The sequence below is a fragment of the Streptomyces bungoensis genome (assembly GCF_001514215.1).
Lineage (GTDB): Bacteria > Actinomycetota > Actinomycetes > Streptomycetales > Streptomycetaceae > Streptomyces > Streptomyces bungoensis.
Genome location: NZ_KQ948861.1, coordinates 8,010 through 29,231 on the forward strand (window position 1 = coordinate 8,010; position 21,222 = coordinate 29,231).

20 protein-coding genes are annotated in these 21,222 nt (G+C 70.3%); 12 read left to right on the plus strand and 8 right to left on the minus strand.

Annotated elements, in window-relative coordinates; genetic code table 11:
- Positions 1-822, minus strand: an 822-nt coding sequence (locus AQJ66_RS21575; protein WP_167359177.1) for a transglycosylase domain-containing protein, incomplete at its 3' end; no start/stop codon positions are given.
- 564 nt (positions 823-1,386) lie between these two features.
- Between AQJ66_RS21575 and AQJ66_RS21580 the strand changes: the two genes are divergently transcribed.
- The 3 genes from AQJ66_RS21580 to AQJ66_RS21590 are packed head-to-tail and all read left to right on the plus strand — an operon-like array spanning position 1,387 to position 4,612.
- Positions 1,387-2,040, plus strand: coding sequence for a response regulator transcription factor (locus AQJ66_RS21580; protein ID WP_061924775.1), 654 nt, complete (start codon positions 1,387-1,389; stop codon positions 2,038-2,040).
- Positions 2,031-3,299: a sensor histidine kinase gene (locus AQJ66_RS21585; RefSeq protein WP_061924778.1), complete on the plus strand. Its 1,269-nt coding sequence runs from the start codon at positions 2,031-2,033 to the stop codon at positions 3,297-3,299. Before AQJ66_RS21580 ends, AQJ66_RS21585 begins: the two co-directional genes overlap by 10 nt.
- A gap of 38 nt (positions 3,300-3,337) precedes the next feature.
- A complete protein-coding gene (locus tag AQJ66_RS21590) occupies positions 3,338-4,612 on the plus strand; it encodes a COG4705 family protein (RefSeq protein WP_061924781.1) in 1,275 nt (424 codons plus the stop codon).
- Between the two features lie 677 nt (positions 4,613-5,289).
- Here AQJ66_RS21590 and putP read toward each other — a convergent pair.
- The 3 genes from putP to AQJ66_RS21605 form a co-directional block, all read right to left on the minus strand.
- A complete protein-coding gene (gene putP, locus AQJ66_RS21595) occupies positions 5,290-8,871 on the minus strand; it encodes a sodium/proline symporter PutP (RefSeq protein ID WP_061924784.1) in 3,582 nt (1,193 codons plus the stop codon).
- A 275-nt stretch (positions 8,872-9,146) separates the two neighbouring features.
- Positions 9,147-9,677 carry a TerD family protein gene (locus tag AQJ66_RS21600; RefSeq protein ID WP_061925277.1) on the minus strand — a complete coding sequence of 177 codons (531 nt, stop codon included), beginning with the start codon at positions 9,675-9,677 and terminating at the stop codon, positions 9,147-9,149.
- A gap of 333 nt (positions 9,678-10,010) precedes the next feature.
- On the minus strand, positions 10,011-10,706 hold the full coding sequence (locus AQJ66_RS21605; RefSeq protein WP_061924787.1) for a type 1 glutamine amidotransferase domain-containing protein: 696 nt from the start codon (positions 10,704-10,706) through the stop codon (positions 10,011-10,013).
- A gap of 197 nt (positions 10,707-10,903) precedes the next feature.
- Between AQJ66_RS21605 and AQJ66_RS21610 the strand changes: the two genes are divergently transcribed.
- The 6 genes from AQJ66_RS21610 (at position 10,904) to AQJ66_RS21635 (ending at position 15,797) form a co-directional block, all read left to right on the plus strand.
- Positions 10,904-11,743 (plus strand): oxidoreductase, encoded by an 840-nt coding sequence (locus AQJ66_RS21610; RefSeq protein WP_061924790.1) that lies wholly within the window; start codon positions 10,904-10,906, stop codon positions 11,741-11,743.
- A 59-nt stretch (positions 11,744-11,802) separates the two neighbouring features.
- The gene (locus AQJ66_RS21615; protein ID WP_061924792.1) at positions 11,803-12,486 is read left to right on the plus strand and encodes a mycothiol-dependent nitroreductase Rv2466c family protein; all 684 of its coding nucleotides are present in this window, start codon (positions 11,803-11,805) and stop codon (positions 12,484-12,486) included.
- Between the two features lie 41 nt (positions 12,487-12,527).
- A complete protein-coding gene (locus AQJ66_RS21620) occupies positions 12,528-12,971 on the plus strand; it encodes a VOC family protein (protein ID WP_061924796.1) in 444 nt (147 codons plus the stop codon).
- Between the two features lie 379 nt (positions 12,972-13,350).
- The gene (locus AQJ66_RS21625; RefSeq protein ID WP_061924799.1) at positions 13,351-14,421 is read left to right on the plus strand and encodes an alpha/beta fold hydrolase; all 1,071 of its coding nucleotides are present in this window, start codon (positions 13,351-13,353) and stop codon (positions 14,419-14,421) included.
- Positions 14,422-14,434: 13 nt separating this feature from the next.
- Positions 14,435-15,157 (plus strand): molybdopterin-dependent oxidoreductase, encoded by a 723-nt coding sequence (locus AQJ66_RS21630; protein WP_061924802.1) that lies wholly within the window; start codon positions 14,435-14,437, stop codon positions 15,155-15,157.
- On the plus strand, positions 15,105-15,797 hold the full coding sequence (locus AQJ66_RS21635) for a cytochrome b/b6 domain-containing protein (RefSeq protein WP_079060336.1): 693 nt from the start codon (positions 15,105-15,107) through the stop codon (positions 15,795-15,797). Before AQJ66_RS21630 ends, AQJ66_RS21635 begins: the two co-directional genes overlap by 53 nt.
- A 32-nt stretch (positions 15,798-15,829) precedes the next feature.
- Here AQJ66_RS21635 and AQJ66_RS21640 read toward each other — a convergent pair whose 3' ends face one another.
- From AQJ66_RS21640 to AQJ66_RS21650, 3 genes are all read right to left on the minus strand, one after another.
- Positions 15,830-16,402 carry a TetR/AcrR family transcriptional regulator gene (locus AQJ66_RS21640; protein ID WP_061924808.1) on the minus strand — a complete coding sequence of 191 codons (573 nt, stop codon included), beginning with the start codon at positions 16,400-16,402 and terminating at the stop codon, positions 15,830-15,832.
- A gap of 111 nt (positions 16,403-16,513) precedes the next feature.
- On the minus strand, positions 16,514-17,077 hold the full coding sequence (locus tag AQJ66_RS21645; RefSeq protein WP_061925280.1) for an ester cyclase: 564 nt from the start codon (positions 17,075-17,077) through the stop codon (positions 16,514-16,516).
- A 2-nt stretch (positions 17,078-17,079) separates the two neighbouring features.
- The gene (locus tag AQJ66_RS21650) at positions 17,080-17,277 is read right to left on the minus strand and encodes a hypothetical protein (protein WP_061924811.1); all 198 of its coding nucleotides are present in this window, start codon (positions 17,275-17,277) and stop codon (positions 17,080-17,082) included.
- 271 nt (positions 17,278-17,548) lie between these two features.
- Here AQJ66_RS21650 and AQJ66_RS37460 point away from each other — a divergent pair, with 271 nt between their 5' ends.
- Positions 17,549-18,454: a PP2C family protein-serine/threonine phosphatase gene (locus tag AQJ66_RS37460; RefSeq protein WP_425264297.1), complete on the plus strand. Its 906-nt coding sequence runs from the start codon at positions 17,549-17,551 to the stop codon at positions 18,452-18,454.
- The gene (locus AQJ66_RS40865; protein ID WP_061924816.1) at positions 18,454-19,062 is read left to right on the plus strand and encodes an ATP-binding protein; all 609 of its coding nucleotides are present in this window, start codon (positions 18,454-18,456) and stop codon (positions 19,060-19,062) included. Before AQJ66_RS37460 ends, AQJ66_RS40865 begins: the two co-directional genes overlap by 1 nt.
- An 83-nt stretch (positions 19,063-19,145) precedes the next feature.
- Here AQJ66_RS40865 and AQJ66_RS21665 read toward each other — a convergent pair whose 3' ends face one another.
- On the minus strand, positions 19,146-20,282 hold the full coding sequence (locus AQJ66_RS21665) for a YbfB/YjiJ family MFS transporter (RefSeq protein ID WP_061925283.1): 1,137 nt from the start codon (positions 20,280-20,282) through the stop codon (positions 19,146-19,148).
- A 327-nt stretch (positions 20,283-20,609) separates the two neighbouring features.
- Between AQJ66_RS21665 and AQJ66_RS21670 the strand changes: the two genes are divergently transcribed.
- On the plus strand, positions 20,610-21,218 hold the full coding sequence (locus AQJ66_RS21670) for a TetR/AcrR family transcriptional regulator (protein WP_061924819.1): 609 nt from the start codon (positions 20,610-20,612) through the stop codon (positions 21,216-21,218).
- Positions 21,219-21,222 lie beyond the last annotated feature (4 nt).

Below are 21,222 nucleotides of genomic sequence, written 5' to 3' on the forward strand. Positions count from 1 at the left end.
GGTAAGTGACGTGTGGGCCTCAACGTACTTCTGGGCGCTCTGTACCAGGTAACCGGTCTGCCCGGACATGCCGGCCGACGGCGTGTAGGGCTTGGGCGTGGGGAAGCCGGCGGCGAGATACTCCCGCTCCTGCGCGGTGGTGATCTTGTTGATCCTGGCCATGCGGTCCAAGACGTACTTCCAGCGCGCCACGGCCTGCGCCCTGGCCTGTGGGTCGGTGTCGGCGTGCATCAGCAGGCTCGGCTCATTGACCGTGGCGGCGATAAACGCACCCTGGCTGACGGTCAGCTGGGAGGCGTGCTCGTGGTAGTAGGTGCGCGCCGCGGCCTCGATGCCGTACGCGTCACGGCCGTAGTAGCAGCTGTTGAGATAGCCCTGCAGAATCTGCTGTTTGGACAGCTGCCCACCGATCTTCAGGGAGATCATGATCTCCCTGAACTTGCGGGTGAAGGACTGGTCCTGGCTCAGATAGGTGTTCTTCACGAACTGCTGGGTGATGGTCGAACCGGACTGCACCTCACCGCCCGTCGCCATGTGGTAGAGGGCGCGGAGCATGCCCTGAGTGTCCACGCCAGGGTCGGTGTAGAAAGTGGCGTTCTCCGCGGCGAGGAAGTCCCACTGCACCAGCGCCGGGACCTGGGCGAGGTCGACGTTCTGCCGGTTGGTCGACCCCTGCGTGGTCATGACCGAGCCGTCCGACCAGTAGTAAGTGTTGCTCTGCTGCTGCGTGCTGGGGTTCGCACTCGGGATCGTGGTCGTGGCGTAGGCGTACCCGAACATGCCCACCAGGCCGCCCGAGAAGAGCAGGAAGGCGCTGAGCACCAGCTTCCACGAAGGCAGCCACCGCCGAAGGCCGCGCTTGCCCGCCCGCGGGTAGTCGATGAGCGGGCGCCTACCGGAACGCCCGGCCTGCACACGACCCCTGTCCGCCCGGCCGGAGCCTCCAGCGTCCGCACGTCGCGCGTCCGCCGCGCGACGGCCCCGCCCGACTCCGGCCCGGGCAGCCCTGCGCGCAGCCGCGCGGCCACCGTCCGGCGTACCGGTCGAGCCGGCCGGACCCGTCCTTCCCGACGGTCGGCGCCGGTGTTGACTCATACTCGTTACTCCTCGGCCAGGCACACGCCATCGCCGCGAGGCCACCCCGCCGTGGTACCCCCCGGGGGCATGACGCGGGGCAGATTGACACTCCCGGCAACTCCTACAAGTTGTAAGAGTAGGCAGGACTCGCGATACGCCGGCAACCGCCCCCGCCCCACATGCCACGGCGGAGGATCGCGCGGGACGCGAGTGCGGGAGGCCTGCCGGACACCGACCGTGCGGTCGCCGCTGACGCCCGCCTGACCAGGGAGAATGGAGAACTCTCGCAGGAGTACCTAGGGTCAGCCTGTGGCTTTTATCGTGGTGTGCGAGGATGACGCGGCGGTCCGCGACGTACTCAAGCGCGCACTCGAGCACGACGGCCACAGGGTCGCGGTCGCTTCTACGGCGGACAGCCTGCTGCGGAACCTTGATCCGGTCCCTCACCTGGTCGTCCTGGATCTAGGGCTCCCGGACGCTGACGGTCGCGATGTCTGCTTGGCGCTGCGGGCGCGTGGCGTTGATGCCCCGGTGCTGATGCTCACCGCTCTGGATGGCATGCATCACAAGGTGGGCGGCTTCGAGGCGGGAGCCGACGACTGCATGACGAAACCGTTCGACATTCCGGAGTTGCTGGTGAGGGTCCGCGCCCTGCTGCGCAGAACAACCGCGACGACCCCTCCAAGGGGCGTCGTGCTCGACCCGGCGAAACATGTCGTGATCCACGGTTCGGCAAGCGAGAGCCTGACGCCGACCGAGTTTCGGTTGTTGGGGAGGCTTATCGCCTCGCAGGGCGACGCTGTGCGCCGCCACGCCCTCATCGCTGCCGGCTGGCCGCATGGCGCCCAGGTCAGCGACAACACCCTCGACTCCTTCGTTCGCCGGCTGCGGACCAAACTCGGCGCGCTGGGCGTGGCCGATCGCCTGGCGACGGTCCGTGGGGTGGGCTATCGATGGGAGTGACGGGCTTCCGCGGGAGAGTCGTCGCGCTCGCGGTTCTGATCGCAACAGCGGTGGCCGCAGTGCTGGTGGTGGTCTCACACGTCTTGCTGAGCCGGGTGACCGACGCCGACGCGAGCGCTCTGGCGCATACGCGTGCGGAGGCGGTGGCAGCGAACGTAACCGTACGCGGTGGCCACGTCGTGCTGGTCGAGAGCGGCAACGAAGCGCTGGACACGGTCTCGTGGGTGTATGCCGATGGGCACCTCATCGACGGGATCGTCCCGGGCGGCCTTCGTGGCCGCGTCGAGGCGCTTGCCGACTCCGGACAGTCCCAGACCACCACGATCGGCAGATACCTGCTGTATGCCCAGCCGATCCGGCTCGAAGGCCACCACGTCGTGGCGGTCGTGAGGGTGGATCTGACGCCGTACGAGACGTCGGAGCAGCGCAGCCTGGGGATGTCACTCGTCTTGGGTGGCATCACGATCCTGCTCGCGGGCGTCGTCGCGTACCTCGTGGTGGGTCGTGCGTTGCGGGTGGTTCACGAAATGGCCGCTCTTGCCGACGACTGGGGCGATCACGAACCCGGGCGCCGATTCAACCTCGGCGTTCCTCGCGATGAATTCGGGGAGCTCGGGCGAACCCTCGATCGCCTGCTCGACCGCATAGACAACGCGCTCGCGGACGAGCGTCGGCTCACCGATGAGATAGCCCACGAGTTGCGGACGCCCTTGACGGCGCTGCGGGGCGAGGCACAGTTGGCGCAACTCTCCGGTCACCATGTGTCACCGGAGTATGTTCTGACCGAGGTCGACCGTCTGAACACGGCGATCACGACGATTCTGAGTGCCGCCCGGACACGGATCGACGCCGGTACCCGCTGCGATCTCAGGGCGGCGGCGCGACAGGCGATCGCCGGTCGCTCCATCGAACTCGCCATCCCGACCAACGTCGATGTCGCCGTGGCAAGCGAACTCGTGGTGGCCGTGTTGTCACCCTTGCTGGAGAACGGCCTGCGGCATGCGAGCTCGCGGGTGTGGATCACGGCGCGCATCCAGCCCCAGGGCGTCGTGACCGATGTCCTCGACGACGGCCCGGGGTTCGATCCGGCGGAGGTTGATCGGGTCTTCGAAGCCGGCGTGACCAGCGGCAACGGGCACGGGCTGGGGCTGGCCGTGGTAAGGCGTCTCGCCGCGTCCGCGGGAGTGGCAGTCCGTGCGATCGCGGATGGTCACGGTCGCGTCGAGGTGACCTTTCCCACGCCAGAAGCGATCGCGTAGTCAGGTTGTGTGCAGGTTGGCCGAGCAAACCTCCCTGCATGACAACGACAAGCGAGGCCCACACGCGCCGCAGCGGGCGGCTGATGCTGAACAAGGTTCCCGAGGTCACCATCTGGTTCTGGGTGATCAAGATCCTTTGCACGACCGTCGGTGAGAGTTTCGCCGACTGGATCAACATGAAGCTGGGCGTCGGCCTGGTGAACACCGCCTGGATCTTCACCGCGGTGTTCGTGGTGGTTCTGGGTGTCCAGCTGCGGCTGAAGCGGTACGTCCCCTTCCCGTACTGGCTGACCGTGGTCGTTGTCAGCGTCACGGGCACGCTGTACACCGACATCCTGACCGACCAGCTCAACGTGCCGCTGTGGATCAGCTCCGCCGTGTTCTCGGTCCTGCTTGCCGTGGTCTTCGGCGTGTGGTGGCTGCGCGAGCGCACCCTCTCGATCCACTCGGTCACGACGCTGCCGCGTGAGTCGTTCTACTGGCTGGCCGTTCTCGTCACCTTCGCGCTCGGCACCGCCACCGGCGACTGGACCCTCGAGCTCACCGGCTGGAGCCCGGGGCTCTCGGTCCTGCTGCCACTCGGCCTCATCGCGGCGATCACGCTGCTGTGGAAGTTCGGCGCGAACCCCGTGCTGTCCTTCTGGCTCGCCTACATCCTGACCCGCCCGCTCGGTGCCAACATCGGCGACTGGCTCGCCTCCCCGAAGGTCGCTCAGCCGGGCGAGCCGACCGGCCTCGCGCTGGGCACCTTCACCACCAGCCTGATCTTCCTCGGCCTGATCCTGGCGACTGTCATCTACCTGACCGTGACGCGCTCCGACGTGACCGAGACCTACGAGGCCACGCACACCCCGCAGATCACCGCCAACCCGCACAGGGAGCGCATCGCCCTGGCGGGCTTCGGCCTCCTCGCCGTCGCCACCGGGGGCCTGCTGGTCTGGGCGCACAGCCAGCCGCACGTCGGCCCGGCGCCGGAGACCGACGCCACCTCCACCGTTCACCTCGCCCCCGGCCAGGCCGTGAAGAAGTTCCCGCCCGCGAAGGTCGCCGCACTGAAGGCACTCGCGACGACCTCGCTCAAGGACGCACGGTCGGGGAACGCGAGCGGGGCCCACGCAGCTGCCCAGTCGCTGCGAGACCTCTGGGATGCCGACCAAGCCTCGTTGCAGCCGCTGGACAACACCGGCTGGACGTTCATCGACGCCCAGATGGACCAGGTCCTGAAGACCTTCGGCATCGACCACCCGAACCCGCCGATGTCGCCGGCGCACCAGGAAGCCGAACTCAACACCCTCCTCACAGACATGCGCTGACAGCCTGATCGGCGCCGGGATCGCAGTCGCCGTCGGTGCGCTGCAACCCTCGGCGACGAGGCACGGAGAGCGGTCACCGGCCTTGACGGGCCCTCCCCCCCCGAGGCCGGTATCGCGTCGAGCAGTGCGATGCCGGCCTCAACCGTCAGGCCGTATTCATTCAGACGCGGCGGCGGGTGTTCACGACCAGACCGACGCCGGCCATACAGCGGGCCGCTTCGCCGTGGGCACGCGGGCGCTGCGTGGGCGGCAGCGTGCCGGGACGCGCCCGGCAGGCGGGACAGCGCTGAGTCCGACAACGCTCCCCGGGCGGCATCGCACGTGCAGCTCAGGATCGACCAGGGCTCGGTTAGGACGCCGCGCCACCCGCACGTACGCCGACTCCGACTCCCCGGCCCAGCACTCGGCTTCGGCTGTCCAGGCCACCGGTTCTCAGAGAACGACGTCGGCCACTGGAGACGACTCCGGCCCGCCGCTACGGGGGAGAGCGGCGGGCCGGAAGCGCCTTCACGATGACACAACCGAGTGCGCTTGCCTACCGTGCCGACGAAACGGCCGCAGCACGCACTGCGCCGGCGGGCAGGGGGCCGGCGCCTGGGGTGTCCGATCAAGCTGGGCACGCACCGAGAGGCGAGGCCGCGCGCTGCACTCCACGCTGGCCGCGGGGACCCGCGGCCCTAGGCGATCGAGTCGGCCTGGGTGGCCTGCTCCGTCCAGATGATCTTGCCCGTGGTGATGTAACGGGTGCCCCACCGGTGGGCGAGCTGGGCGACGATCAGCAGGCCCCGCCCGCCCTCGTCGGTGGTCCGTGCATGGCGCAGGCGTGGCGAAGTGCTGCTGGCGTCGGAGACCTCGCAGATCAGGCCGCGGTCCCGGATCAGACGCAGACCGACCGGTCCGGTCGCATGGCGGATGGCGTTGGTGACCAGTTCGCTGACGATGAGTTCCGTGGTGAACGTCAGATCGGGGATGCCCCACTCGGTCAGCTGCCGGGCGGCGAGGGTGCGGGCGTGCCCGACGGCAGCCGGATCACTGGGCAGGCTCCAGGAGGCGACCTGGTCCGGGGCCAGGACACGGGTCCGGGCGAGGAGCAGGGCCGCGTCGTCGGGCGGTGGACCGGTCAGGAGAGTGTCGATCACCTTGCGTCCGGTCTCCTCCAGGGTCGGCCGGGGCGCCGCCAGGGCCTCGCCCAGCCGGGAGAGCCCGATGTCGATGTCCCGATCGACGGACTCGATGAGGCCGTCGGTGTAGAGGGCGATGAGGCTGCCTTCGCCCAGCTCGATCTCGATGGCCTGGAAGGGGAGGTAGCCGAGGCCGAGTGGCGGTCCGGCGGGTATGTCCAGGATCTCGGCGCCTCCGCCGGGCCCGACGATCACCGGGGGGAGGTGACCGGCTCGGGCCATGGCGCACCGTCCGCTGACCGGGTCGTAGACGGCGTACAGGCAGGTGGCTCCCAGGAACGCGGTGCCCGTCGCCTCGCCTTCGTCCGCCGCCGGAGCGTCGGTGTCCGCTCCCATGAGGCCGATGACCAGGTCGTCCAGATGGGCCAGCAGTTCGTCCGGGGAGAGGTCGAGGTTGGCGAGCGTGCGTACGGCGATGCGCAGGCGGCCCATGGTCGCCGCCGCGTTGATGCCGTGCCCGGCCACATCGCCGACGACCAGTGCTACGCGCGCGCCGGACAGCGGGATCACGTCGAACCAGTCGCCGCCCACGCCGCTGGGCGCATCCGCCGGCAGGTACCAGGAGGCCGCCTCCAGAGCGGATCCTCCCGTCAGGTCCTGGGGGAGCAGGTAGCGCTGCATGGAGCGGGCCGCGGTGCGTTCGCGGGTGAAACGGCGTGCGTTGTCGATGCACACCGCCGCACGGGAGACGAGTTCCTCGGCCAGCCGTACGTCGTCCTCTTCGAAGGGCCCCAGCCGCCGGGAGCGGGCGAACGTCGCCACGCCCAGGGTGACGCCGCGTGCGCGCACGGGGACCACCATGACCGAGCGGAAGCCGTAGTCGAGGAGCGAGGCGCCGAGCGTCTCGTCCACGGTCACCCACGGACTGTTGGTGCGGTCCAGGATCCGTTCGACCAGGGTCTTGCTCTCCATCAGACAGCGGGTCACCGGCGACGACGGAGCTCGCCGGACCGTCTCCCCCACGGCCAGGGACGCCTCGGGACAGCCCTCGTGGACCGACTGCTGGGCCGCGCGGCGGATGACGGGCGCCATGCCGACCGGCCCGGGTGCCGGTTCCTCACCCCTCATGACCGAGTCCAGCAGATCGACGGCGACGAAGTCCGCGACGGCCGGCACGGCGTCGTCGGCCAGTTCCTGTGCGGTCCGCGTCACGTCCAGGGTGCTGCCGATGCGGGCGGCGGCCTCATTGAGCAGGGCCAGGCGTTCCTGAGCCCGCCAACGCTCGGTCACATCGATGATCATGTACCAGACGCCCACGTTGCGGCCGTGCCGGTCCTTCATCGCGAAGAAGGAGGCGGAGATCGCGCGGCTGCGGTCGTGGACCGTGTAGCCGGCACCACGGTACTCGTAGTCCATCACCGGGGCACCGGTGCGAAGAACCTCGCGCATCTTCCCCTCGAACGCGTCGGCCTCGGCCTGCGGCAGGACCTCCGCCATTCGCCGCCCCAGCCGTCGCTCGAGCGGGATCTGGCGGGCCAGCGGCTCGTTCACCCAGACGTAGCGCAGATCCATGTCGAGGACGGCGATGCCGACCGGCGCATGGGCGAGGAAGGGGGTGAGCATCAGCTGGCTCACTCCCCCGCCCGGCATCCGCCAGAAGGCCCGTTTCGGGGGGCGGCCGACGAATCTGCCGAAGACCAGTGCGGCGGCCGTGGCGACCAGGACGCCCGGAAGCATCTCGTAGATCCCTGCCCAGGGAGGACCGAGCAGCGGACTGAGCTGTTTCCACAGGAGCACCGTGGCCGCGCCGGAGACGATCCCGGCCACGGCGCCGGCCCAGGTCATGCGCGGCCAGTAGAGCGAGAGCAGGACGACCGGGCCGAAGGCCGCTCCGAAGCCCGCCCAGGCGTAGCCCACGATGCTGAGCAGCCCGCCACCTCTGAGGGCGATCAGGGAGGCCACCAGTGTCACGACGACGACGGCCGCGCGTCCCACCCACACCAGTGCCCTGTCCGAGGCGCGCCGGTTGAGGAACGCGTGGTAGAAGTCCTCGGTGAGGGCGACGGACGAGACCAGGAGCTGGCTGTCGGCGGTCGAGACGATCGCGGCGAGGACGGCGATCAGCATCACGCCGGCGCCCCAGGGGCTGAACAGGACGCGGCTCAGGTTGATGTACACCGTCTGGGGGTCGTGGAGCGGCCTGCCGGGCTGCGCGACACCCAGCAGACCGACGAGTGTGGCACCGGCGAGGACGACGGTGACCCATCCGGTCTGGATACGACGGGCTGCCGGAACGGCCCTGGTGCTGCGGATGCCCATGAAGCGAGCGAGGATGTGCGGCTGGCCGAAGTAGCCGAGGCCCCAGGAGAGAAGCGAGATGATCGCGACGGCGCCGAGCGATCCGCCGCCCGTGGACCACCGGCCGTCCGTGAGGTCGACCTTGGCACCCATGTCCAGGAGGCCGGGCGTCTTGCGGTCGAGGGAGTCACGCAGCGTCCCGAACCCGCCGAGCGCCGTGATTCCGACGACGGGGAGCACGAGCAGGGCGAGGAACATCAGCGTGGCCTGCATGACATGGGTCAGGCTCACGGCGAGGAAGCCGCCGAGGCATGAGTAGACGACGATCACGAGGGCGGTCATGGCCATTCCGAGCCGGAAGCCGGCGCCGAAGATGTGCCCGAACAGCAGTCCGCCGGCCACCAGCCCGCTGGCGACGTAGACGGTGAAGAAGACGAGCGTCACGGCCGCCGAGACCATGCGCAGCATCCGGGTGCCGTCCTCGAACCTCTCCTCCAGATAGGCCGACAGGCTCACGGCGTTCCCGGCGCGCTCGGTGTAGGTGCGCAGCCTCGGCGCGACGAACAGCCAGTTGAGGTAGGTGCCGGCCACCAGACCGACCGCGATCCAGCTGGCCCCTACACCGGCCGCGTACACGGCCCCGGGAAAGGCCAGGAACAGCCAGCCGGACATGTCGCTGGCTCCGGCGGACAGGGCGGCGACGACGGAGGGGAGCCTGCGACCGCCCAGGGCGAAGTCGGCGAAGGTGTGAGTGCGGCTGTAGGCCCAGACACCTGTTCCGATCATGACGGCCACGTACACGAGGAACGTGGCCACGATCGGCGCACTCAAGTCGGACATGGTGCCTCGCCTGCGAGGTTAACGAGCACGGGCGCGGCCGTCGCATACCTGACAGCCGTAGGACCTACTCGACAAATCTACAGATTTCGACGCCCATCGGCTGACATGACCGTCCGAAGGACGCCCTGGGCCACGTGCCGTGCCCTTCCGGGGAGCGTGAGGCCGGGTCCCTGTTCGATCAGCGAGGTCCCCTCGCACAACCGGCCGCTGTCATGAGCCTGCCGCGCGAGCTGGTGTCCGCCGCGCAGATGCCACGCAGATGCCGCGCAGGGCGGTCAGCGCCGCGAACCGCCCATCTCCGCGGTGAAGAGCACGGGGTCGCTCTCGAAGCCCCGGATCATCTCGCGCATACCCCACACCCCGGACGGGCTCCGGGTGAACTCGGCGACCGTCGCGGCTGTGGCATCGGCGACCCGTGAGAAGTCGTCCGCCAGCAACTGCCGGTATCCCTCGACGACGACCACCCCGGCGTTGGAGATGTCCCCGAACGTGCGGGGCGTAGCGTTTTGATGGATGGCCACACCGACCACCACGCGCCCGTACACAGGCGCCAGCCGGTCGAACTCCAGGACCATCACCTCGACGAACCCGAAACCCATGCCCGTCTGACTGTGCCGGGGCATGTTGATGGTGCCGTCCGGCGACCGGCTGTCGTAGTGCACGACGTACGCCGGCCGCCCGTGGGGATCGTCCGCCGGATAGGTCGCGGCGATGATGTCGAGATGCCGGGGTGTCTCCCCGAAAGGGCTCGGGTCCCACTTGAGCCGTACCTCGACCTTGCCCAGCCCGTCGCCCGCACCGCTCACCTTGCCGGTCCCCCTCAGGATCACCGCGAGACGTTCCCGCACGGTCAAGTATGTCGTCCAGACGGTCTTCTGACGCCTCCTCGGCGGTCCCCGTCCAACGCGAACCCGGGTCCGGCCTGCCGGTCGGGAACGCCGTGAACCCGTCAGCCGTCCCCGCGAGGCCGGCGCCCTCACCGCCGGCCGTGCGTGATCCGGGCAGCGGCGGCCCCATCCACCTCGCGCGGACCGCGGGTTCGGCGGGGCCGGCCGCTCGGGTCGAGGTCGCGGGAGAACCGGACTAGGGCCGGCGCGCCGAAGGACCCCGCGGTCCGCGTCCGCAGGGTCACCGAGCGGTCACTTGAGGATCTCGAGGAGCCGGTCCGCGAGAATCGCGGCCGAGTGCGGATTCTGACCGGTGATGAGGTTGCGGTCCTCGACCATGTACGGCTCCCACTTCGGGCCGCGGGTGAAGTCGACGCCGACCTTCTCCTTCAGCTCGGTCTCCAGCAGCCACGGCGCCCTGGAGGCCAGCCCGACGGCCTCTTCCTCCTCGTCGGTGAAGCACGTGACCCGGTAGCCCTTGAACGGGGACTCGCCGTGGATCCTGGTGGCCAGGATGGCGGAGGGGGCGTGGCACACGATGGCGAGCGGCTTGCCCGAGGCCAACTGGGCCGTCAGCAACCTGCCCGCGTCGGCGTCGAACGCCAGGTCGGACATCGGGCCATGGCCGCCGGGCAGGTAGACCGCGTCGTAGTCCTCGAGGCGGACGTCCGACAGCTTCAGGGGCCGCCGCATCACCTCGGCGGAACGGATGATGGCTTCCAGCTCCAGGGCCCCGTCCTCACCACCCGCCATCGAAGGGCGCAGACTCATCATGTCGACGGTCGGCACCACACCGTCGGGTGTCGCGACCACCACGTCGTGTCCGGCCTCCGTGATCTTCTTGTACGGCAGCGCGAACTCCTCCGCCCAATAGCCCGTCGCGTATCTGGTGCCGTCCTTGAGCACCCAGTACGTCGCACCGCTCACCATGAAGAGGACTTTCGCCATGGGACCTGACCTCCGACGGAGTTCGGCTCGCACACCCGCCTGAGCGGGCACAGGGGGAACTTCCTCCTCATTGGACGTCCGGGACCACCGGGGGGCAACTCGGTACCCCTGCGCCCGCGACGGGGCGTCCCCTTTGACACTGACGAGGTGGCCGACTACGTTATAGACGACTGGTCGCCTATTCAGCGAGGACTTCAATGCGCAGGACCTTCCTCATCACCGGCGTCAGCAGCGGCCTGGGGCGGGCCTTCGCCGCGGCCGCGCTGGATGCCGGGCACCTCGCCGTCGGCACCGTCCGCGACCCCCGGCAGACCGGCGCCTTCGAGGCTCTGGCCCCCGGGCGCGCCACCGCCCGGCTGCTGGACGTGACCGACGACCACGCCGTCTCGACGGTGGTCGACGACGTCGAGCGGTCCGTCGGCCCGATCGACGTGCTGATCAGCAACGCCGGGTACGGCCTGGAGGGCACCGTCGAGGAGACCGCGATGGAGGACGCGCGCCGGCAGTTCGAGGTCAACGTGTTCGGCAGCGTCGCGGTCGTCAAGGCGGTCCTCCCGCACATGCGGCGACGCCGCCGCGGCCACATCTTCACCGTGTCCTCCATGGCGGGGCTGACGGCTCTGCCGGGGGTGGCGTTCTACGGCGCGAGCAAGTTCGCCGTCGAGGGCATCGCCGGCTCACTGGCCCAGGAAGTCGCCGGGTTCGGCATCCACGTGACCTCGCTGGCGCTCGGCTCGTTCCGGACGGACTGGGCCGGCCGCTCCATGGTCCGGGTTCCGCGCACCGTACCGGACTACGACGACGTGTTCGGCCCCCTCCGCACCGCCCGGCAGACGAAGGACGGCAACCAGGCGGGCGACCCGGCGCGCGCCGCCCAGGCGGTCCTCCGTGTCCTCGACAGCGACAAACCGCCCGTCCACCTCGTGCTGGGCCGCGACGCCGTCCGCCTGGTGGAACAGGGACAGCGGCAACTGGCGGACGACCTGGCCGCGTGGTCCGAGCTGTCGGTCTCCACCGATTTCCGCACCGGCGACTGACCTTCCCGGACCCGCCCGGACCCGCACCGACAACCCCGCCGACGGCAAAAGGAATTCCCATGGCCACATCCGCCTCCCCCGAGTCACCGACCCCCGTGGACTTCTGGTTCGACCCCGTCTGCCCGTGGACCTGGCTGACGTCGCGCTGGATCCTCGACGTCGCCGGCCGGCGTCCGCTGGAGGTGTCCTGGCACGTCATGAGCCTGTCCGTCCTGAACGAGAACCGGCTGGACGAACTGCCCGAGCGCATCCGCACACTGATGGGCGAGGCCTGGGCGCCGGTACGCGTCCTGACCGCCGCCCGCCTCGCTCACGGACCCGAGGTGCTCGAGCCGCTGTACACCGCCCTGGGAGCCCGCTACCACCTGCGGGAGCAGCCCAAGAACCGGGCGACGCTGGAAGCGGCCCTGCGGGACACGGGACTGCCGGTGGAGCTGGCCGCCGCAGGCGACACGGACCGCTACGACGAGGAGCTGCGCGCGTCGCACGCCCGGGGCATCACCCTGGTCGGCCAGGAGGTCGGCAGTCCGATCATCGCCGTGCCGGGCGCCGACGCGAGTAGTGATCCGGTCGCCTTCTTCGGTCCCGTCGTGAACCCCGCCCCCAAGGGCGAGGACGCCGCTCGGCTCTGGGACGGCGTGCTCACCGTGGCCTCCGCACCGAACTTCTTCGAGATCAAGCGCACGCGCACCGGCGGTCCCGACTTCAGCCGACGGACACGCCCTCCGACTCCCCGATGGTGACGGCACGGCCGCAGGCCCCGTCCGTGAAAGCGAAGGCACACATGGATCTGAAGCTAGAGGCAGTGGTGCTCCCCGTCTCCGACGTGGACCGCGCCAAGGCCTTCTACGAGCGCGCGGGATTCCGGCTGGACGTCGACCACGTCGCCGACGACAGCTACCGCGTGGTGCACCTGACCCCTCCCGGCTCCCCGTGCTCGATCCTCTTCGGCACCGGGGTGACCACCGCCGCACCGGGTTCGGTCCGCGGCCTGCACCTGGTCGTCTCGGACATCGAGGCCGCCCACGCCGAACTCGTCGGCCGCGGCGTCGACATGGGCGAGATCTTCCACGACGCCGGCGGCGTCTTCCACCGCGGCACCCGGGAGGGACGGGTCAGCGGCCCGGACCCGCAGCGCGCCAGCTACGGCTCGTTCGCCGCCTTCAGCGATCCGGACGGCAACGAATGGGTGCTGCAGGAGATCACGACCCGCCTACCCGGCCGCTGACGACGGCAGTGTCCACCGGACGCGGCTGAGACCCCGCGCGGGCGCGCGGGGGCACGGTCACCCTCCGGTGGCTTCACGGGGGCCCCCATCACGACGCCGACGTCCGAGATGCGCGGCAGCACGCGGCGCGGCACGCTCGGCGCGAGGTAGTCATGACCGTCGAACCAGCGATGATCTCGGCGAGTTCCGCGACACCCGGGGCGCGTGAGCGGACGATTTCACCACGACCGAGGGGCGTCACCTGTTTGACAGGTGACGCTTCCGGTGGAACAGTGAGCGCACCCCGGCACCCCGGCACCGCGGTGAACCCCGGAGAACGAAGGCCTGGAACGCCCGCGACAGGCACATCCATCCACTTCCGTACGGCGGAGAATTCCTCATGATCAACAGGCGTACCTTCAACAGGGCCGCAGGCCTCGGCACCGGCGCGGCCGCCCTCGCACTGGCCGGCGGTCTCCAGACGGGCGCGAAGGCGGCAACCGCCCGGAACGAGGCAGGCGCCACCCCGACACCGACCGTGCCGGCGGTGACCCCGGGCACGCACACGTCCTTCGCGCGGCTGAAGCAGGTCAGGGCCGGTGTACTGGACGTCGGCTACGCCGAGGACGGCCCCCGGCACGGGCCCGTCGTCATCTGCCTGCACGGCTGGCCCTACGACATCCACAGCTACGTCGACGTCGCTCCGCTGCTCGCGGCGCAGGGCTACCGGGTCATCGTGCCCTTCCTCCGCGGCCACGGCACCACGCGCTTCCTGTCCTCCCGGACGTTCCGCAACGCCCAGCAGTCGGCGATCGCCCTGGACATCATCGCCCTCATGGACGCTCTGAAGATCGACAAGGCCCTGCTCGCCGGCTTCGACTGGGGCTCGCGCACCGCGGACATCATCGCGGCCCTTTGGCCCGAACGCGTCAAGGGACTGGTGTCCGTCAGCGGATACCTCGTCACCAACGTCGAGGCGCAGAAGAAGCCCCTGCCGCCCAAGGCCGAGTACGCCTGGTGGTACCAGTACTACTTCGCCACCGAACGGGGCCGCCTGGCCATGGAGGACAAGACCGACCGGCACGATCTGTGCCGGCTCGTGTGGGACACCGTCTCCCCGACCTGGCACTTCGACGACGCCACCTTCGAGCGCACGGCCGCCGCGTTCGAGAACCCCGACTACGCGGCGATCGTGATCCACAACTACCGCTGGCGGCTGGGCCTCGCCGACGGGGAACGCCGCTACGACCGCTACGAGAAGCTGCTCGCCACCCGTCCGGTCATCGAGGTGCCCACGATCACCATCGACGCCGACCGCGACCCGTTCATCGCCCCCGGCAACGGCGCCTCGTACCGCGACCGGTTCACGGGCCCGTACGCCCACCGCACGCTGGCCGGGATCGGCCACGACGTGCCGCAGGAGGCACCCACCGCCTTCGCCCAGGCCGTCGTCGACGTGGACCACTTCTGACGAAGGACCGAACATGGCAGAACAGCCGAGGCGGAAAGCCGACGGCGCACCAGTGGGGCGGCGCGCGCTGCTGGGCATGCTCGGTGCGGGGGCCGCGGGCCTCGCCGCCGCTCCGTACCTGCAGCGCGGCTGGGAAGGCTTCCGCGGCGCCGCCTCCCAGGTGGACCCGACGGGGCTGAGCGGGCTGCTCCCCAACCCCGGCGGGTTCCGCTACTACAGCGTCGTCGGCTCGGTGCCGCGGAAGAGCGGCACGGACTACGAGCCGACCGTCGACGGCCTGGTCGACCGCCCGCGGACCTACACGCTGTCCGACCTGCGCGCCCTGCCCCAGACGCGGATCGTCCACGACGTGCTCTGCACGGACGGGTGGCGGGTGGACGACACGCCCTTCGAAGGCGTGCGGCTGGCGGACCTCCTCGATGCCGCCGGCGTGCGCTCCGAGGGCGCGGCCATCCGGTTCACCTGCTTCGACGGCGCCTACACCGAGAGCCTGACACTCGGGCAGGCGCGCCGCTCGGACGTCCTGGTGGCGCTCACCATGCAGGACAAACCCATCACCCACGAGCACGGGGGGCCGGTGCGCCTCTTCGTGGCCCCCATGTACTTCTACAAGTCCGCCAAGTGGCTGTCCGGCATCACCGTGACCGACAAGGTCATCCCCGGTTTCTGGGAGGAGCGTGGTTATGCGGTCGACGGCTGGCTCGACGGTGCCGACCGGCGCGATGGGGCGGCCTGACTGTTCGGGCCGGGTTCGCCGGTTCACTCGGGCGGAACGAATGGTGCACCGGGCAACCGGCTGGCTCATGCTGCTGTGCCTGGCCACCGCCGCTTGCCTGTATCTCGGCCCGCTGGCCGCGCTCATCGGCCGCCGCGACTCCCTGGCCGCCGTCCACGAGTGGTCGGGCATCCTGCTGCCGGTACCGTCCCTGCTGGGGCTGCTCTCCCCGGATTTCCGTGCGGACCTGCGCAGGCTGAACCGCTTCGCGGTCCACGACCGGCAGTGGCTGAGGGACGTCCGCAGGCGGCGGACGGGACCGAAGGCACGGCCTGCCGGCAAGTTCAACGCGGGGCAGAAACTCTACGCAGGGTGGATCGCGGGCGCGGTGCTGGTGATGATGTTCACCGGTCTGCTCATGTGGTTCATCGGGCTCCTGCCGTTCATCTCCCGCACCAGCGCCATCTTCGTGCACGACTGCCTCGCCTGGGCGATCGCCGTCGTCGTGGCCGGGCACATGCGCAGGGCGTTTCAGGACCCCGAGGCCCGGCTCGGGATGCGTACGGGTCATGTGAGCAGGTCCTGGGCCGCACGGCACCACTCCCGGTGGCTGCCGAACGAGCACGAGGATGCCGCGGCCGACGGGCCGAGCGGCGTCTGACGCGGCGAAGTGCCGGCTGCACCGCTGCGGTACTAGCGCAGCACCACGTCGAAGACGGTGCGGAAGAACGCGTCCACGGGTGCCGTCGACTTGTCGGCCCGCGCCGTGATCAGCGTCCCTTCCCAGGCGCTGAGGAGGAACAGCGCGGTGGCCGCGGTGTCGAGACCACCGCTGACGTCGCCCCGGTCCTGGGCCTCGACGAGCACCTGGCGGATCCGCTGCGCCCATTGGTCGAATCCGTTCTTGACCGCGGCCCGGATCTCCTCGTTGTGGTCCGCCACCTCGGCGCCGAAGTTGCCCGCCAGGCAACCGTGGACGAATCCGTTCTCCACCGTGTCGCGGCCGAGGAACTCGAAGTGCGCCCGAAGCCGCTCCAGCGGGGGCTGAGCCGGGTTCGCGAGCATGTCGAAGCGGAGGGTGGCGGCGTACCGGCTCAGTGCCTCGAGGGCACTCTCCTCCTTGCTGGAGAAGTGGTTGTAGAACGAGCCCTTCGGGACGCCCGCGGCCGTGGTGATGTCGTTGATTCCGGTGGCGTTGAACCCCTGCGCGTGAAACTGGCGGAGAGCCGCCTGCGCGATCTCCTCGCGCTTGGACGCTCGTCCCATCGTTCTCACCTTCCGCCGCGTAGGCCCTTGTACCCAGGAGTCACACGGTCCCGGGAGACAAGACGACCGGACATATCATACTCAGCCGGTCGTCCTGCGAGGCGCGGAGACTCACGCGGCCGGCGGTGCCGAACCCGCGGCCGCCCGGGCCGCGTTGGCCGCCACCTCGGCGGCAGCCCGGGCGCTCCGCCCGGTGGCCTTCCAGGCGAGCATGCGCATGGCCGTCGCCGGCGCGGGGGGAAAGACCCCCAACTGTCCGAGCATCGTGATGTCGTCGCGAACCGCCTCGTGCCTGATGACCTTGCCGCCGCGCAGGTCGAGCACGTGTATCTGCTCGAAGTCGATCTCGCGGCCCGTGGGCGGCAGGACCTGGTCCACGGCACCGTCCTTGAACATGACGAAGGCGCCGGTGTGGCGGCCCCGCATCCGGAGCCGGACCCACACCTGGTCGTCCCTGTCGATCGTTTCCAGGAAGGGCAGCCGCAGGCCGTCGAACGCGGAGCGCATCCACGCGCTCGACGCCAGCACGCCTGCGGGGCCGGCGATGCGGCACGCCGGAGGCGCCACCGCCGCTTCGCGGTTGCGGAACTCCTCGTGCACCACTCGAGCGGCCAGGGCGGGATCCCCCGTCTCAAGGACTTCGAAAAGCCCGGAGGCAAGGCCCGCGGCGGTCATCCTCACAGCCCCAGATCCCACGCGAGGCAGGAGAAGTGGTTCCAGGAGCCTTCCGGATCGTAGGAGACGGCCTCCGCTCCACTCGGCCCCGCCTTCTTCTCCTCGACCATCTCGTGGAAGTGGACGCGCTCCGGCAGCTTGCCGAACCGCGCGTGCCGTGCCGCCGCCGCCTCGGCTCCTGCCGCGGACTCGTTCTCCATCGCAGCCTCCCTCTCGTCGCGCCGAGCCGCTCGACCCGGCCCGGCGACCACAAGGCTGCACCCGAATTCGTCACCAGTCAAGCCGGTGACGAGGGGTCCGGTGCGGTGGGAGCCCCTACCTCGCAGATGGGAGAGAGCACGTCATGGAAAGACCCCTGCGAGTGGCGCATGGTGAGAGTGCCGGGGGCCGTGTCGATGTTCCCGGGAAGGAGATCCCTGATGGCTTCGCCGCTCACGGAACTCGGTGGAGACACCGGCCCTGGCGGCACCGATGGCAGGCAGCCCGACCACGCCCGAACTGGTCGTAGCGGCGGCCTGCGCCGGCAGCCTGGGGTTCCTCGCCGGCGGGTACAAGACCGCGCGGATGCTGGGCGACCAGATCGCCCGCGTTCGCCCGGCGGGTGCCGGCTTCGGGGTGAACCTGTTCGTGCCGAACCGCGTCCCGGTGGATCCCGGCGCCTTCCGTGCCTTCGCCCGCGTGATCGCGCGCGACAGGCAGCTCATCGACCTGCCCGTCGACGGCGGACGGCAGGTCGTCGGCGTCTGCTGCCTGGCCTTCGACGCTCCACGCGACTTCCCGCCGGAGGAAAGGGCCCTGCTCGGCATGATGGCGGGACTGCTGGGGGCGGCGGTGGACCGCGTCGAACTGAGCGCGCGGCAGCGTGCGGTCGCCGAATGCCTCCAGAGGACCCTCCTGCCGCCCGTGCTGCCCGATCTGCCGCGCCTGGTCACCACGGCCCGCTACCGGCCCGCCACGGTCACGTCCAAGGTCGGGGGCGACTGGTACGACGTGATCAGGCTGTCGGACGACCGGGCGGTGCTGGTCGTCGGTGACGTCGAAGGTCACGCCATGGAGAGCGCCGCGTTGATGGGGCAGGACCGCACCGCGACGGCTTCCTACGCCACCGAGGGGCACCGGCCTGCCGCGGTGATCGAGCGGACCGGCAGACTCCTCGCGAGACTGCGCACGGATCTGACGGTGACGTGCTGCGTCGTGTCACTGGACACCCTGGACGGCACCGCGGAGGTGGCCCTGGCCGGCCATCCTCCGCCACGGGTGCGCCGCCCCGACGGAACGATCGGCGTCCTGGACGCCCCGGCGAACCTTCCCCTGGGCGTCTGCCCGGCCGGCGTCTACCAGGGACGTGAGCACACCCTGGAGCCGGTGCGCTGCTGATGCTGTACACCAACGGTCTCGTCGACTGGGACACGGCCGACGCCGACGCCCACGGCCGTGCGCTGCTCGGCTCGGCGGACCAGGGATCCGTCCCCGACCTCGAACAGCTGGCGGACCAGGTCGTCGCAGAGCTTTCCGCCCCGTGGCAGCGGCGCGACGACGCCGTCCTGCTCCTCGCCCGGTACGAGGGGGCGGGAGGTCAGGACGAGCCCCGGGTGGGCAGTCTGCACATTCAGCGCCACGTTCTGCGCGGGGTGAGGACGGCCCGCACGTTCGTGCACGACCGCCTGCGTTCGTGGGGGCTGCAGGACATGTCGGACGCGCTGGAGCTGGTCGTCTCGGAGACAGTGACCAACGCGCTCGTCCACGCGGGCAGCGACGTGGACGTGCGTCTTCGGGCGTTCGCGGACCACCTCCGGCTCGAGGTGCGCGACTCGGACACCAACCCACCGGTTCCCTCCCCCCTGTCACTGGCCGAGGAGGAGAACGCGGAAGCGGAACACGGCCGCGGCATGCTCATCGTCGAGGCGCTGGCCGAGATGTGGAGCAGCTCCCCCAACGGCCTGGGCAAGACGGTGTCGATGAACATGCCCATCACCCCACCCTGACTCGGGCGGCCGGACCGCACGGGCGCCCCCGCGGGTACGTGCGGGGCGGCAGGCGCGAGGTGGTCCGGAGAGCCGAGCCGGCGTCAGGAGGCGGGCTCCCGGCGCGTCCCCTGGTGCCCCGGGGCGGGCAGGTGGTGGGGGAATCCGATGCGCAGGACGAAGGCGGCAAGCGCCGCCGCCAGGACGACGAAAGCGGCCAGGACCAGCGCCTGGTGGTAGCCGTGGTGCAGCAGAGGGGCGACGGCGAGGGGGCCGAGGATCTGGCCGACCGAGTATCCGGCGGTCAGCAACGCCACGGAGCGGGGGAACCTCAGGTGCGCGCCCGCTCCGAGGGCCAGCGTGCTGACGCCGATGAAGGTGGCGCCGAAGAGCGCCGCGGAGATCAGTGCGGCGGCGACCCCGCCGACCAGCGCGGGCAGCGCGATGCCCACGGCCTGCACGGCCAGCGCGGCCAGCAGCAGGTCCGGGCGGGACCACCGGCGTCCCAGTGCGGCCCAGAGCGCGGAGGAAGGAACGGCCGCCAGGCCCACCAGCACCCATGCACCGCTGCCGATCCAGCCCGGTGAGGTTTGTTCGATGGCCGCGACCAGGAAGGTGCCGGCGATGATGTAGCCGACGCCCTCCAGCGTGTAGGAGGCGAACAGGGCACTGAACCAGCGATGGGTGCGCGGACCGGCCGCCTGTGGCCGCGTCTGGGGCTCGGAGGCGGTCGGCCGTGCGGTCGGCTCGGGCCGCAGACCCCAGGCAGCGGCGCTCAGCGCGACGGCCAGGCCCGCGGAGGCCCACCAGGCGGTCTGCCAGTCCCCGACCGTACGCAGTATCAGGACCAGCACGCCCGACAGGGCGATGCCGGCGCCGACCCCGCCGAAGGCCCAGCCCGGCAGGTGGGCGGGGTGGTCGCGCAGATGACTGAGCAGTGAACTGACGGCGATCACGAAGATGAGCGCGCTGAACACTCCCGCGCCCAGCCGCAGGAGGAGCCACCCGGTGGTGCTGTGGGTCAGGGGCATGGCCGCGAGCGAGGCGACGAGCGCCACCATGGAGCCGCGCAGCACGGCCGTCGAACGCACCAGGGCCGGGAGCAGTGTCCCGGCCAGAGCCCCGATCAGGTACCCCACGTAGTTGGCGGTCGCGAGGTTCGCCCCCGCCCCGGCCGACAGGCCGGCCCGGGTGTGCATCAACGGCAGGATCGGGGTGTAGACGAAGCGGCCGACACCCATGCCGGCCGCCAGCGCGGCAGCCGCCTGGGCCACGTGCGCCCACGGCGAACGCGACGGCCCGCTCGCGGCGTGCGGGTGGCCTTGCGGCAGTGGTGCTGCGGTCATGCGATGTTCCTCGACGGTCCTCGAAGCCGGTGTCCCGGCGTGGCCCCGGGGCGTCGCGGGGGTCCTGTTCACCATGTGCCCAGGGTGCGTCCGGGCCCCCTGGACGTCCACGACCGGCTTTCTTCCTGCTGGGAGGCTCGGCCTCGCACGGGACGCGGTCGCCGAGGGGACGGATGGCGGACCCCCCTACCACATATAGTCGATCGGTCGTATACTCCCCCCATGGGCCGGACAAGTGATGCGAAGGAAAAGATCCTCACCGCTGCGCACTCTCTGATCGAACAGCGCGGCTACTCGGCTTTGGGCGTGGCCGAGATCTGCAAGACGGCGGGGGTCCCGAAGGGCAGCTTCTACTACTTCTTCGAGTCGAAGGAGGCCCTTGCCCTCGCGGTGATCGACGAGCACTGGGCCGCGGAGCAGCGCGGGTGGAACCGGATCCTGGGCAGCGATGCCGAGCCGCTGGAGCGGCTGCGCCGGCTGTTCGAGGCCACGGAGGCCAGCCAGCGGGCCGGTCAGGAGAGCTGCGGAGCGATTTCGGGCTGCCTGTTCGGCAATCTCTCCCTGGAGATGAGCAACCAGACCGAGGCCATACGCGAACGGCTCCAGGAGATCTTCGAAGCCCAGGCCGAGATGGTCGCCAAGGTCATCGCCGAGGCCCAGGAGCGCGGCGAGGTGAACGTGCCGGACACGCGTGCGGCTGCCCAGTCGGTCGTCGCCCAGCTCGAGGGCCAGGTGCTGTTCGCCAAGCTCTACAACAACACCTCGCCGCTGGGCACCCTGTGGGGCAATTGCCTGGCGTTGCTCGGTGCCACGGTGCCGGCTCGAGTCTGAGGCG